Below are 14170 nucleotides of genomic sequence, written 5' to 3' on the forward strand. Positions count from 1 at the left end.
CTAAAACCTTAATTCGCACCCATCAGTCAGCCTTGACGCCAAGGTCAGCCGGACAACCGATTGGCCACCTTGTCGCGCAAGCGATCCCAGCGCAAAGTCCAGCGCAGCCGCCGCGTGGACGGCGATCGCAAAAGACGCGCAGACGACAAACCGATGGCGTCGTGCACAACCAGATCATCCAGCTGCGACAGAACTGCCCTCCAGCGCTCGCACCACCTGGCCTCACTGGATTCCGCCAGAAGCTCCTCGATGGTCGCAGCAGCTGGGAGCCACTGTTGGGGGCTGGCAACGGCCGCAGAGATCCGCACCAGATCATTCTCCAGAGTGCCCTGGCCGATCTGATGGGCGGTCACACCAGGCGTCAGTGTGTCGGCAAGAGCATGATTGAAACTGCCAAACACCACGCAACCGCAGGCCAGAGCCTCCAGTGGAGGCAAGCCGAATCCCTCACTCACACCATGGCCTCGCCAGTACTCCGCCGAGTCATAGAGATAGACCTTGGAGCGATTGAACAGATCAACCAAGTCATCGACCCAGCCGCTCTGAACCTCCACGCTCAGACCCTGTGCCTGCAGGGCTGGCACCAGCTGGTTCAACACATAGGGACTGCTCTTGCGCTTCTGCACCAGCACATCAATCGGCCTCTCGGTAACCGGATCCCGGTCGGATGACGATGGACGTGCACCCCGCTCCAGCCACTGTGGTTCTAATGCGTTGGGCACCCAGAACAACGGGTTGCGTGGAGCACGGTCACCCCAGTAACCGAGCGTGTTACGACTCACCGCCACCACTGGTACCCCTGGGGGAAGACCAAAACCGTATCCACTGCTATGCGCCTGATAGACGACCGGTCGTCCGCGGAGACGGGAGAGTGAACGAGGCACGTCAAAGCCCCAGCTCACAATCCAAAGAGACCCACCAGGAGACTGTTCTGCCTGCAGCACATCATCCAGGTATGGATGGCAATCACTGCGTTCCTTATAGGTCACTATCTCGGTAGGACGCAGAGTTGAGAGCAGACGTGCGGTCTGCAAAGCGACACTCAGTCCGCCACAACGAAAACGGGTTCCGGTGCCAGGCACCAGAACCCGAATGGAGTTGAACCCCCCTGGCGAAGGCTCAGTGGATGACATCAAGCAGCGGCGGTTTCTGTGCTGCCACTGCGCTGACGGCGGGTCAAGAAACCGAACAGCACCTTGCCGATGGCCGCCACCAGATTTCCTTCAAGCTCCTTGAACATGTGCATGTTCATGTGAAAGGCGTTGTTCGCCTCCTCAACAATGCGGTCAGCGGTGTCCTGATCGATCGGCAGCTTATCCATGGTGGCCCGGTATGTGGTCTTGAAAGCCTTCTCGTCTGCAATTTCATCGAAAACGTAGAAACGCAAACCGTCGTCTCCATCCATATTCATCGCTTTCTGAGCGATGTTCTTCAGGATCTGACCACCAGAGAGGTCACCCATGTAACGGGTGTAGTGATGACCAACAAGCAGTTCGGGGGACTGCTTCGCTACTTCGTGGATCCGCTCGACGTAAGCCACGGCGGAAGGTGAAGGCTGGATCTCATCTTTCCAGTTTTCACCGAAGTAATAAACAAGATCCTTCTCGAGGGACTCGCGTCGGTTCAGCTGCTCCATCCCCACCGGGCCCACAACAGGGTGATCCTTGAGTTGATCCACCTCTTCCTCCATGGCGGAATAAACGAAGTAGAGGTCAGCAACGAGCTTGCGATAGCTGGATTTATCGACGACACCCTTGAGGAAGCAACTAACGAAACCGGTGTTCTCGGCCATCGTGTGAGCTTTCTTGGTGCCTTCACGGAGCTGAGCAGCCAGAGCTACGGACATGGGATGGACTTGATCGGTATAGGCAACCATAAAATCGAACTTCGCCGAAGAGTCCGAAGGGTTGCGAAGGGTTACGCCGCTGTGCCCGTCGCTGCCGGATTGGAGAACAAATCAAACAAGTCCCGACAGATTCCCCGCAACTGCTGAACCTGCTCGGGTTGTGGCAGGTGCGAGCCCTCGGGCTGCCAATCGCCCATCGTCACCAGACGCCAGCGTTCACCGTCGTAGGTCATGCCGCGCATCAACACCCCCAGCAGATCCGGCGCGGCCATCGAACCATCCTGCTTGGACTTCTGCTGAAGCCGTAACTGCAGAAGCAAACTGCGGCACTCGAGACGTGGACTCCAACCGGGGAAGTGAAACGCCAGATCAAGGGTCTGATCCTCCTGCCAGCGGCGCGTCTGAGGATCATCCCGCCATGGATTGAGATTGACACTCGCGGCCGGAAAACGGTCTCTCACCAAGGTCACGGCCGAAGCCAGAGCCTGGGCGAGCTGCACGCTGTCTACCGCTTCTCCTGCGTTCACCAGTTCATCGTCGATGACCACAGGTTGAAGGCTGCCGACCCGAAGCGCCAGTGGCCGTTACGGTTGCGACCATGATTCCGAGCACTCTCAGCTCCCGACTCAGCCTCTACGGACTGGTGGGGGTGGTAGCCGCAGCCGTGCATGCCCTGGTGCTTCTGGCACTGAGCCTATTGATGCCGCTATGGCTAGCGAATCCCCTGGCATTTCTTGCTGCATCACTGGCCGGCTATCTGGGACACGCACGATTCACCTTCCGCCCGGAAACCGGTGGCCAGCGCTTCGCTCGACGCTGGCTGGTCATTCAATACGTGGTCAACCTCACGGTGAGCGGCGTCTTGCCTCTCGCCCTGCCCAACGCGTTGGGCGAGCCAGTGCGGGTCGCCATCCTGGTGTTCACCCCCACAGCCCTGAATGCCTTGATCTGGTCGCGGGCTGCACGGTTCAGCCAGCGGCGGAGGGATTGCCTCGTCACCCCACGACGCCATGCCGATGATCTCGGACTCAGTCCTGCCACCAACCAGGCCATTCTCGAACTCGCCAGTCAAGGAAAGCTCGACAGCAGCAGTCTGCTGGTCAATGGCCCTGTCGCAGCCGACGGCATTCGCGCGTGGCAGAAGCTGACGCAGACCCATCCTCAGCTGCAGATCTGTCTGCACCTCTGTCTCACCGAAGGACCTTCCAGCGCTGAGCCAGCTTTAGTACCTGACCTTGTGGATTCACACGGCTATCTGAAGCGATCGTTTGGACAGTGGTTGATGCTGTCACTGCTACCGCGCCAACATCCCTGCCGACGTCGAGTCGAAGACCAACTGGGGCTGGAATTAGACGCCCAGATCAAACGCTTCCGCAGCTTCTGCGGTGATGCACCCATTCATCTGGATGGCCATCAACACATTCACCTGGTACCAGTCGTACTGAAGGCAGCTCTGGCCAGAGCTGGCGACAACGGCATCACCTGGATGCGCCTGACGGAGGAACCGCTACCCACTGGTCTTCCCTTGCGCTATTGGAGGGCAGCCATCCGTCAGTCAGGCCTGCTGAAGTGGCTGGTGCTCCAGCTACTGAGCCTCCAAGCTCGGCCCGCCATCCGGCGCTACGGGCTTGCCAGCAACCAAAGCTTCGCCGGCGTGCTGTTCACCGGCCAAATGGCAGGAGCTCCCATCCTGGCTGCATGGAGGGAGCTCAGCAGTGTGGAACCACAACCAGGAGCCACTCCACCGCTGCTGCTGGCCCACCCCAGTGCTCCTCTCAATATCGATCTGGTGAAAGCAGGATTCTCACTGTCCCAGGGCTTTGCCGCTTCAACCTGGCGACAGCGCGAATGGCGTGCTCTTCAGGACCTGTGAACCCGACGGATGAAGTAATGGGGTCGTGACTTCGCCTCCACATAAACACGACCGACGTATTCCCCAAGCACACCAATGCCGATCAGCTGAATCCCCCCGATGAACAGCACCGCCACCATCAGGGAGGCATAACCCTCGACATCCACTCCAAAGAGGGCTGTGCGCAGGATGATCACCAAGGCATAAAACAGGCTGAGCGAGGACACCAAAACACCGATCCCTGTCCAAATCTTGAGGGGGAGAACAGAGAAGGAAAAGATCCCATCGAAGGCGTAGCCAAACAACTTGAGCGGACTCCATGACGTTTGGCCTCCAACCCGACTGACCCGCTGATAAGGCAGCTCCACGCTCGAATAGCCCGTCCAGGGGAGAAGCCCTTTGGAGAAACGACTGGACTCACGCAACTGGGTGACTGCATCCAGAACAGCGGCATCCAGCAGGCGGTAATCACCAGCCCCCTCCTGGAGCTCGATCGAATCCACCACCTTGTTGAACACCCGATAAAACCAATGCGCGCTGGCCACCTTCAGACGTGATTCCTGATCCTGGTCATCGCGCACCGCAGTCACCACTTCCGCTCCGTCCCGCCAATGGCGGACCATCTCTTCAATCAGCTCAGGAGGGTGCTGAAGATCTGAGTCAATCAACACAGCTGCGCCGCAACGGCCGTTGACGTGGTCAAGGCCAGCCAGCATCGCGGCTTCCTTGCCGAAGTTGCGGGTGAGTTCCAGCAACGTCACGGGCGAGCGCGCATGACCCTCCATCCAGACGCGGATACGTTCAACCGTTGCGTCGGACGATCCATCGTCGATCAGCACCAAATGGTCCACACCAGGCACTGTCAGCACACGCTCCACAAAACGCGTGATCACATCCTGTTCGTTGAAACAGGCCGCCACGACCCAGACTCCCTCTGACTTCGGCATGGGATGGAGGTCGGATCGAAAGAGACTTTAGAGATCACCCTTCAAGTCATAGGCTCGCGACAACGTGATCGCCCTGCGGCAACCCAGCCATGGCTCAGTTCGAGAAGCTCACAGCCCCCACAGAGGGCACCCCGATTCGCTTCGAGAATGGTCATCCCGTGGTGGCCGACAACCCGATCATTCCCTTCATTCGAGGCGATGGAACGGGCGTAGACATCTGGCCAGCGACGCAGAAAGTGCTTGATGCAGCCGTGGCCAAGGCCTATGCAGGCGCGAAAAAGATCGAATGGTTCAAGGTCTACGCCGGTGATGAGGCCTGTGATCGTTACGGCACCTACCAGTACCTGCCCGAAGACACCCTCGAAGCGATCCGCAGCTACGGCGTTGCCATTAAAGGCCCGCTCACAACACCTATTGGTGGAGGAATCCGATCACTGAATGTGGCCCTTCGCCAAATCTTTGATCTGTACTCGTGCGTACGTCCCTGCCGTTACTACGAAGGCACACCAAGTCCGCACAAGCGACCTCAGGATCTCGATGTGATCGTGTACCGGGAGAACACGGAAGACATATACATGGGTGTGGAGTGGGAGGCCGATGACCTTGTGGGTCAGGAGCTTCGCAAGCACCTGAATGAAGTGGTAATTCCTGCCAATGGCAAACTCGGCAAGCGGCAGATCCCAGAAGGCTCAGGCATCGGCATCAAACCGGTCAGCAAGCACGGCAGCCAACGTCACATCCGCAAAGCGATTCAACACGCCCTGCGTCTGGAAGGCGACAAACGCCACGTCACCCTGGTGCACAAGGGCAACATCATGAAGTTCACCGAAGGGGCTTTCCGCGACTGGGGTTATGAGCTCGCGACGACCGAATTTCGCAACGTTTGCATCACCGAGCGGGAAAGCTGGATCCTCGGAAACCTGGATGAAAATCCTGACTTAAGTGCGCAATCCAACGCGCGCATGATCGAGCCCGGCTACGACAGCCTCACACCCGAAAAGAAAACGGAAGTCGACTCAGAAGTTCAAAGCGTGATCGACACAATCGGGCCGAGTCATGGAGGCGGAAAATGGAAACAAATGGTGATGGTCGATGACCGAATCGCCGACAGCATCTTCCAGCAGATCCAGACACGACCTCAGGAATATTCGATCCTGGCCACCCTCAATCTCAATGGTGATTACATCTCCGATGCAGCCGCCGCAATGGTGGGTGGCCTGGGGATGGCCCCGGGCGCAAACATTGGTGAAACAGCAGCAATCTTCGAGGCAACACATGGCACGGCACCAAAACATGCAGGCCTCGACCGCATCAACCCTGGCTCAGTCATCCTGAGTGGAGTGATGATGCTGGAGTTTCTTGGTTGGCAAGAAGCCGCCGACCTGATCACCAAAGGACTCAGTGCAGCTATTGCTGACCAGCAAGTGACCTATGACCTGGCCCGACTGATGGACCCGCCGGTCGAACCTGTGAGCTGCAGTGGTTTTGCTGATGCAGTCATTCAACATTTCTAGGAACAAGCAACAAACATCACGAAAAGGACAGATCAACGATGAAATCTCAGAGAACTGTCCTTTTACTTCTGGGCATAGCTCTTGTTATAGCAACCATCGTTATTCATCATCTGTGGGGACTAAGAGGAGCAGAGCGCCTCACCAGCAAGGACATTTACTACGTCTGGGAAGAAGGGAAGTCAATCGCAGATGGAGTCAATCCCTACGCAAGAATTATTGGAAAATCGCTTCGGGACAATAACAAATACCCCACATACTTACCTCTAAGCTATTACTTTGTGGCCATTCTTGATCGAATTGGCTTCCAAAGCTTTTTTGATTTTATAAGGGTTTGGAGACCTTTCAATGTCTTTTGCCACTTGGGAATCGCCATTGTTACCTTCAGCACCTACAACCAGCAGCGAAAACCGATATCCGGACTCATCGCCTGCAGCATTCTGCTTTTAGGCCGCTGGAGCGCCTACATCGTTAACGTTCAGCATCTTGAATTTGCGGCAATTCTGCCAATCCTGCTCGCAGGCCAACAACTCAACCGCAGACCAAAATTCTCAGCCCTGATGTTTGGACTCTCTCTCAGTGTGAAGCATATTGGCATCATACTTCTACCTAGCTTTCTCCTAGGCCTGGAGCCTGAACGCGTCTCAAGCGACAAACAATTCAAGGGCAAGCAGCTGATCACCTACGGCGCAATTGCCCTGGCAATACCTCTCATCATTTCCATACCGTTCCTGTTGGATCAACCCTCAGGATTCCTGCTCAACGTGCTGTTCTCAACCACCCGTGACTTCAGAGATCACGGCAACGCAACAGGCACCAGAATGATCCTGACCGGAGTCGATGGAACACGACTTTTGATGGTTGTACTGATCGCCATGAATTGGATCGCTCAGATCAAAGAAAAGATTAACTTCTGGTTTGCAAGCACAATTACGTTATTAATATTCTTGCAATTCAACGCCGTCATATTTGCACAATACTATATCTGGCTTGCTTCATTCTTACTGATTTCCTGTGCATTCCTGAGCCCCAAGGCAATCAAACAACCAACACCAACATCAACCCAGTGACCATGATCTGCAGCGTTGACCAACAGAAAAATTCTTTTTGCGCAACTAAAATGAATCAAACATGGAAGTGGCGGCGAATCATGAAGCACTGAGAATTGGTGCACGTCATTAAAAAGAAACTCAATGGGAAGAGCTTTATCTCCAACAACTCTTTAAGCACTGGCAACGCATGCGTCCAACCAACACCAAAGGCGAAAAAGCTTCCCACGAAGCCAGCCTGAGATACGTTGTCACCCCTCTCATCGTTGCCTGCATCGTCGGATTGGCAGTCTGCGCATGGATCAGCAGTAGCCCTGCCATCCTGCCAACACCCGAATCCTCAGCAGGAGAATCACTGCTCAATAGCTATCTGAGAATTGCCCATCAACTTTGGCTAATCGCACTGATTGTCTTACTGGGAAACCTGATTCAAAAAATCATCAGAATCAGAATCAAGCAGTCATCAGAAGGGTGGAACACAATGGAAACCCCTCTGAAACAGAGCATCTATTTTGTTAACAAAAATCGACTAACAACAGTCTTATTTATCGCTTACACGATTGCAATGATTTCCGGAACAACCTATCTATATGCAGACATGATCGGCTGGTATCCAGATTTAATCGATGGACATTTTCTCAATAACTTCTCAATCAAGCAAAGCTTGATCAAGGAAACAATGCGTCGGACAGACTTTCGCTTTTTCCCACTAGCCCATCAAGACATCCATATTCTGAGCTGGTTCAGCATCAACATCAAAACCTGGATGCTTGTTAGCTCCATGGAACTGATTAGCATCGTACTTTTAAGCGTAAGGTTTTTAAACAAACTATGCGCATATAAAACAGCTCAACAATCCACAATATTGCTACTTGCAATATTGATACTCATTCATCCTTCAACGGGAACGGCTTTCTTTCAGGTTATTTATTCAGAAAGGCTGCTATGCCTTTTCTTCGTGCTGCATATCAATGCGTACATCAATTATCAGCAACATCAGCACAGAGAAGACTTTTATTTTTCGCTTCTATGGGCAGGATTAGGAGTCTTCACGAAAGACACTGCAATTATTCTTTTTGTTATACCAGCAATCACGAATCTACTGATCTCGGCAACAAAATCACGACAAGAGCTACAGCCGATTAATCAAGAAGCGATCGCGAAGTTCCAACATAAACATCATCTAGAGCTGTGGCTATGCATCATAGGCTTAGCCTTCATCACAAGCTATCTATTTTTATCGCTGCTACCAAGTGTCTATGCACAGGAAGGGGCTTACAACGACAATATCCCGGAGGGGTTTATACCAGATATTCGATTCTACATTTTTACACTCATTATTCTAATGCGAGTCATCGGTATAGCCTCAGAGCGACTTCAATACAACCTTCTCGATGCTATTAACGTGTCGGCAATTTGCTATACCATTACGCTCTCTTTTGTGTATGAGTTTAACTCAAATAGCTATCTCACTCTACCAGTCAATCTGATCATTGCCATCAATATTGGCTGGCTGTGGATGACAGCTGTTGACTCTCGATTCAGTCCTTCACTCAAAAGCAGCAAGCTGATCAGCGGATCAATAGCTGCCTCAGCATTGCTGATCTCAGTCGAACATATTGCATCAGACCAACCCTTTGCAAAAACGATTGCGGACATGAAAATTGAACAAGACTCAAATCAAAAAACTTACAACAGGCTTTATGATATTGCAAAAGAGTATCGCAAACAAGGCAAGCCTATTAACATCATCATAAACAGGAAATCAAGGCTTTCAGAAAGAAGACTTCTTTATAGAATCCCATACCATTCGTTGATTGAATATGATTCAAAAACCAACACATTCAACACTACAGACGGGGAAACCGAAAACGATTCATATACTCTCAAAGAAGGAGATATTATTGCAAATCTCGACAAAAGCGTTAATCTTATTAATCCAATCCTTGAGGGAGTTGAGGCGAAGTTGATTTATCGACATAACCCAAGCAAACAAACTGGAATGATCCTAGAAATTACAAAAGTTAAGCCATAAGAATCGCCAGATCAACTGACATGAAAGGGTTGGAAGATGTTCAGCACAACATGACGAACTCATAACGTTGACATGGTTGTGCTGAGTGGACAAAGCCACTCAAGATCGGAGTCAACCAAATGTGCGGCACGCAAGACAGACACAGATGGGCACTGGCACGGCATCCCAATCCAGCTGTATGCAGCGATCACCTGAGACATCTCTCTGAAACGGGATGTCTGGACGAAGGCTACGACAACCCCAATCCAATAGATTCATGCATGAACGTTTCAAATTGCAGCCTGAAGCCGCTAAGCAATGAGGCAGGACCGTTTACAGGAGCTTGAGAACAGCTTGGTTGCCCTTGTCGGGCAGCAGCAGATTTTGACCGACCGCGAACAAACAAAACCCTACAGAACAGGAATTCGTGTTGGCCATGGCATGGCCTGTGCAGTGGTCCTACCCAAAAACCTGTTGCAGCTTTGGCAAACCTTAGAATTGTGCGTCAAATTTGATAAAATCATTATTATTCAGGCGGCAAATACTGGCCTGACAGGGGGATCCACGCCTGACGGCAATGACTACGACAGAGATGTCGTGATCATCAATACGTTGAATTTAAACAAGGTCATCCTCTTAAAAGGTGGTGATCAAATCGTTGCATTTGCAGGATCAAGTTTATATCAATTAGAAGAAACATTAGCGCCCCTGGGGAGAGGGCCCCATTCGGTAATCGGCTCATCATGCATTGGTGCATCTGTCGTTGGAGGCATTTGCAATAACTCAGGCGGAAATCTTGTCAACCGTGGTCCGGCCTATACGGAATACTCGCTGTTTGCGCGTCTCAATCAAGACGGAACCCTTGAGCTGGTCAATCATCTCGGCATTGAGCTTGGTACATGCCCTGAAAACATTTTGACCACTCTTCAACAAGCTAATTTCAACACAAATGAATTAGCAGATTGTGATCGACTGGCATCTGACCATGACTACCAGAAGCGCGTCCGAGAGATCACCTCTCCAATCCCAGCACGCTTCAATGCTGATCAACGACGCTTACGCGAAGCCAGTGGTTGTGCAGGAAAACTGGCCGTATTCGCTGTCCGGCTTGACACATTTCCAAAACCCAAACAAGAGAAAGTCTTTTACCTGGGAACGAATAATCCGCAACACTTAACCGAACTACGCAAACAGATTCTCAAAGATTTTACAAATCTACCCGACATGGGTGAGTATCTCCATCGTAGTTATTTTGATGGCGCTGATCTTTACTGCAAGGATGCTTATCTTGCAATCAAATATTTCGGCACAGGATTCATCCCCAAGCTGTTCGGAATCAAGAGAAACGTTGATCGAGTTGTCTCACAATGGCCTAGCTCATTATTTCCAGATCACTTTTCAGACAAGTCTCTGCATTGCATCGCACGGCTTGCACCCGATCATCTTCCATCCAAAATGAGACATTATCGGAATCAATATGAGCACCACATGATTATTTTAGCCAGCGACAAATCCATCCAAGAAACTCAGGAATTACTGCAAAAAAGCTGGAAAGATAAAGATGAGCGAGCCTATTTTGAATGCAGCGAATCCGAAGGAAAAGCGGCCTTACTGCATCGCTACGTTGCTGGAAATGCACCAGCTCGATACCAGATCTTAAACAAAGACAACTCCGGAGAACTGCTTCCACTTGATGTCGCCTTGCCGCGCAACTGCGAGACGTGGCACGCCATTCTTCCTGATGAAATCCTCTCCCAGATGGCCGAATCATTCCAAATGGCACATTTCCTTTGCATGGTGTTTCACTGGGACTTTGTGGTAAAGAAAGGGATTGATGCCGATAAATTGAAAAAACAAATTTTAGATCTGCTCGATCAATCCGGTGCCAAATACCCTGCTGAACATAATGTCGGTCACTTGTACAAGGCCGAAACAGACCTGTCGAATTTTTACAAGAAAATAGATCCAACCAATAGCTTCAACCCAGGTATCGGGAAAATGTCTAAGCTCAAAAACTATCAATAAGCCTTGAGGAAAAAACAAGTCTCGCGAATAGCAAAATATGCAGAACTTAATCTGAGAATGACCAATACCGCATGAAGGGTTAGGATCACGAGAATTAATGTTATCCACTAACTGGGATGAATCAGAATGTTTCCGCCCCGAGAGTGGTCAACGTCTCGGATCTTCGTGATCTTGCCAAAAAGCGTCTGCCAAAAATGGTGCTTGGCTACATCGACAGCGGTGCTGACAGAGAACAGACCTTGGCGCAAAATTGCAGCGCTTACAATGAAATATTGTTCAGGCCTCGATGTGCAGTTGCGACCCCTGAAGTTGAGTTAAATATTTCAGTGTTAGGTCAGAACTTTAAATTGCCGTTCCTGCTTGGTCCTGTTGGCAGCAGCAGGATGTTTTATCCCCAAGGAGAGGTTGTTGCCGCAAGAGAAGCAGGCAAGGCAGGCACTGGATACACTCTTTCAACACTTTCAGGATGCCGACTGGAAGATGTGAAACAGGCTACTGATTGTCCTGCCTGGTATCAGCTTTATCTGCTCGGAGGCCGAGATGTCGCTCTCAAAACGATTGAACGCGCAAAATCTGCGGGATTTTCAGCGATCGTACTCACCATCGATACCCCGGTCTCTGGCTTGCGTGAGCTCGATGTCCGTAACGGGACCAAAGAACTGCTATCTCAAAACCCTCTAACAATGTTGCCATTTCTGCCGCAGATGTTGGCAAAGCCATGCTGGCTCAGTCAATGGTTTGGAGACGGAGGGTTGATGAATTTCCCGAATGTGGTGCTTGAGAACGGACCGATGGGATACACCGAGATTGGGCCGGCACTGGAGCAATCGGTTGTCACCTGGGATGATCTGAAGTGGATTCGTGAAGCCTGGGGAGGCAAATTAATTATCAAAGGGGTTCATATTGGTGATGACGCCCGCAAAGCTGTCGATCTTGGCGTGGACGCTGTGGTTGTTTCTAATCACGGGGCTCGACAGTTAGACAGTGTTGCACCAACGATTCGTGTTCTACCTGAAATTGTTAAGGCTGTGAACGGCGAGATCGATGTGTTACTGGATGGTGGGATCCGCCGCGGCAGTGATGTTGTCAAAGCCTATTGCCTGGGAGCAAAAGGGGTACTGATTGGCAGGGCTTATGCTTACGGGCTCGCTGCCGGAGGTGGTCCTGGCGTTGCACGCGCCATTGAAATCTTGAAAACAGACATTGTGAGAACAATGAAATTACTGGGTTGTAATTCAGTTCATAAACTTGATCGTTCCTATATTCAAACCCCTCAATCCTGGGAGTGCTGAACAAGCAACATCAAGCAAAAGCTCTTGGCATCTAGCAATAATTTTGAAACCATTAGCACCACGATTCGCTCTAGTTTAAACAAACGGTTTGTTGGCGAGATTTCTCCTCGATATGGATGGTCAACATGACGTTGAAGTTAAACATCTTCAGCCAGTTTCAACGTGTTCCATCAATCTCCAGGCCTGCGCAAGTGTGTGGACATCACCAAGATTGCCGGGGAAAGTGATCACAGGAAGATCCATCACACCTGAGATGCCCTCGCCAGGCATCGGCCGCACCATCGAAAGCCCTGGCATCAGCTGACCCTCGAGCAGCACTGTTCCCAGGCCCAGCCCATCAGCAAGCACGCTGCCCGTGGTGATCCCCCCCTTGCTGATCAAGTAGCCAAGCTGTGGTGCGATCGTTGCAACCAGCCGTGCTGTGAGCTCAGCAAGAGCCATGCCAAAACGCAAACGACGACGATCGGCAGCCGGCCCCTCACCGAACTGCAGTTCCCCACGACTGGTGTAAAGCACGGGTGTTTGTTGCTTAGCCAAAACCGCCTGCATCCATTGCAGCCATTCGAGCTCCAGGTCAGCCAACAACCAATCCGTGGTACTCCCCTCAAGCACCCTGGCGATCCGGGCCACCGGCAGTTCAAGTCCGGAACAACCTGGTTCGGAAAGCAAGGTCTCCAGCTGCTGGTCTGCCAGAGGCACATGGGAGCCCACCACGACAAGCCCGGGAAGCCAATCGCCCTTTGGATTACGGCGCCGAAGCCTTACCAACTCCTCGGCCTTGATGGGCTGAGGACCGAGTGGCTGTCTGCCCCCATCAACCAGCCCGTTGATCAAGCTCGCAGCAGAGCGAAACAGGAAGCGTCGCCGTCCCTGCAGCTGTTGCACAGCCCCACCAAGAACATCCAGTTGCTCCTGCCTCTGGGCATCGACGATCACTGCTCGATTGCCATCCAGCGCCTCAAGCCAGCTCAGCAGCGCTGTGAAACCGTTCGAGCCATCAGCACACTGATCACCTTTGCTGTGAGCAGCAGCGCGGTCGAGCTGCTGCCCCGTCAAGCGCAGCACCGAAGCAGCTGGAATGGCACCGTCACTTTTTTCCTCCAGCCAGGAATCCAGGCTGCTGGTGCTGAAACCAAAGCTGCGGTCGCGTGCGAAGGCGGTCGTGTGGACCGGTTGACCATGGAGCAGGTGCACCCCGTTCACCGTGGTGCGTCCACCGGGAAGAAACGCTGGCACGTGCAGGGTGGCGTGCACCACACCGAAACGATCACCCAGCTCTTCAGCCAGAACCGCCGGCTCAAGCACCCCATGACCACGAAGGGTGGAGTCTCCCCTGCTGACCAGCAGCAACTGCTGATCGCTGATCCCCTCTGCGGCAAGAGCTTGCTCAAGCGAAGCAACGATCTCACGATTACGCTCCGCCGCAGCCTCCGGCGACAGAGCCCTTGTATTCGCCAACACGAACAGCAGCGGAGAAGGGTGCCGAAGTCCCTGACGCAGGGTTTGCACATCCCAGCGCAACAGCAACGGACAGCTATGCACCGTCTGAGAACCGGTGGGATCGTCGTCGATCACCACAATCTTGCGTGCAGCCTCAGCCTCTGCAGCTTGATCCCCGCTCACAACAGTGTTCT

11 protein-coding genes are annotated in these 14170 nt (G+C 52.4%); 6 read left to right on the top strand and 5 right to left on the bottom strand.

Annotation, left to right across the window (positions count from 1 at the left end):
* Positions 1-44 precede the first annotated feature (44 nt).
* The 3 genes from DXY31_RS09900 to DXY31_RS09910 form a co-directional block, all read right to left on the bottom strand.
* Positions 45-1133 (bottom strand): glycosyltransferase, encoded by a 1089-nt coding sequence (locus tag DXY31_RS09900; protein WP_114993597.1) that lies wholly within the window; start codon positions 1131-1133, stop codon positions 45-47.
* Entirely contained in the window at positions 1133-1846 is a 714-nt protein-coding gene (locus DXY31_RS09905; RefSeq protein ID WP_114993670.1) for a heme oxygenase (biliverdin-producing), read from the bottom strand. The genes DXY31_RS09900 and DXY31_RS09905 overlap by 1 nt, the downstream gene beginning before the upstream one ends.
* Before the next feature lie 71 nt (positions 1847-1917).
* Positions 1918-2373 carry a hypothetical protein gene (locus DXY31_RS09910; RefSeq protein WP_114993671.1) on the bottom strand — a complete coding sequence of 152 codons (456 nt, stop codon included), beginning with the start codon at positions 2371-2373 and terminating at the stop codon, positions 1918-1920.
* A gap of 50 nt (positions 2374-2423) precedes the next feature.
* Between DXY31_RS09910 and DXY31_RS09915 the strand changes: the two genes are divergently transcribed.
* Positions 2424-3719 carry a ChbG/HpnK family deacetylase gene (locus tag DXY31_RS09915; protein WP_371639304.1) on the top strand — a complete coding sequence of 432 codons (1296 nt, stop codon included), beginning with the start codon at positions 2424-2426 and terminating at the stop codon, positions 3717-3719.
* Here the strand turns inward: DXY31_RS09915 and DXY31_RS09920 are convergent.
* Positions 3707-4645 carry a glycosyltransferase family 2 protein gene (locus DXY31_RS09920; RefSeq protein WP_114993598.1) on the bottom strand — a complete coding sequence of 313 codons (939 nt, stop codon included), beginning with the start codon at positions 4643-4645 and terminating at the stop codon, positions 3707-3709. The two genes, DXY31_RS09915 and DXY31_RS09920, sit on opposite strands and share 13 nt — an antisense overlap.
* 89 nt (positions 4646-4734) lie before the next feature.
* On the opposite strand from DXY31_RS09920, the gene DXY31_RS09925 reads away from it, so the two are divergent.
* The 5 genes from DXY31_RS09925 (at position 4735) to DXY31_RS09945 (ending at position 12536) form a co-directional block, all read left to right on the top strand.
* Positions 4735-6159 (top strand): NADP-dependent isocitrate dehydrogenase, encoded by a 1425-nt coding sequence (locus DXY31_RS09925; protein ID WP_114993599.1) that lies wholly within the window; start codon positions 4735-4737, stop codon positions 6157-6159.
* 38 nt (positions 6160-6197) lie between these two features.
* Entirely contained in the window at positions 6198-7226 is a 1029-nt protein-coding gene (locus DXY31_RS09930; RefSeq protein ID WP_114993600.1) for a hypothetical protein, read from the top strand.
* A 169-nt stretch (positions 7227-7395) separates the two neighbouring features.
* Positions 7396-9240, top strand: coding sequence for a hypothetical protein (locus DXY31_RS09935; RefSeq protein ID WP_114993601.1), 1845 nt, complete (start codon positions 7396-7398; stop codon positions 9238-9240).
* A 297-nt stretch (positions 9241-9537) separates the two neighbouring features.
* Positions 9538-11244: a D-lactate dehydrogenase gene (gene dld / locus DXY31_RS09940; RefSeq protein WP_114993602.1), complete on the top strand. Its 1707-nt coding sequence runs from the start codon at positions 9538-9540 to the stop codon at positions 11242-11244.
* A 116-nt stretch (positions 11245-11360) separates the two neighbouring features.
* Positions 11361-12536, top strand: a complete 1176-nt coding sequence (locus tag DXY31_RS09945) for an alpha-hydroxy acid oxidase (protein WP_114993603.1) — start codon at positions 11361-11363, stop codon at positions 12534-12536.
* Positions 12537-12683: 147 nt separating this feature from the next.
* Here DXY31_RS09945 and DXY31_RS09950 read toward each other — a convergent pair whose 3' ends face one another.
* A complete protein-coding gene (locus DXY31_RS09950; RefSeq protein ID WP_114993673.1) occupies positions 12684-14159 on the bottom strand; it encodes a four-carbon acid sugar kinase family protein in 1476 nt (491 codons plus the stop codon).
* Positions 14160-14170 lie beyond the last annotated feature (11 nt).

It is taken from the genome of Synechococcus sp. UW179A, from assembly GCF_900473965.1.
Lineage (GTDB): Bacteria > Cyanobacteriota > Cyanobacteriia > PCC-6307 > Cyanobiaceae > Synechococcus_C.

Coding starts and splice junctions, on each gene's coding strand:
- DXY31_RS09900 (WP_114993597.1), bottom strand. CDS start 1,133: ATGTCATCCACTGAGCCTTCGCCAGGGGGGTTCAACTCCATTCGGGTT.
- DXY31_RS09905 (WP_114993670.1), bottom strand. CDS start 1,846: ATGTCCGTAGCTCTGGCTGCTCAGCTCCGTGAAGGCACCAAGAAAGCT.
- DXY31_RS09920 (WP_114993598.1), bottom strand. CDS start 4,645: ATGCCGAAGTCAGAGGGAGTCTGGGTCGTGGCGGCCTGTTTCAACGAA.
- DXY31_RS09925 (WP_114993599.1), top strand. CDS start 4,735: ATGGCTCAGTTCGAGAAGCTCACAGCCCCCACAGAGGGCACCCCGATT.
- DXY31_RS09930 (WP_114993600.1), top strand. CDS start 6,198: ATGAAATCTCAGAGAACTGTCCTTTTACTTCTGGGCATAGCTCTTGTT.
- DXY31_RS09935 (WP_114993601.1), top strand. CDS start 7,396: ATGCGTCCAACCAACACCAAAGGCGAAAAAGCTTCCCACGAAGCCAGC.
- dld (WP_114993602.1), top strand. CDS start 9,538: ATGAGGCAGGACCGTTTACAGGAGCTTGAGAACAGCTTGGTTGCCCTT.
- DXY31_RS09945 (WP_114993603.1), top strand. CDS start 11,361: ATGAATCAGAATGTTTCCGCCCCGAGAGTGGTCAACGTCTCGGATCTT.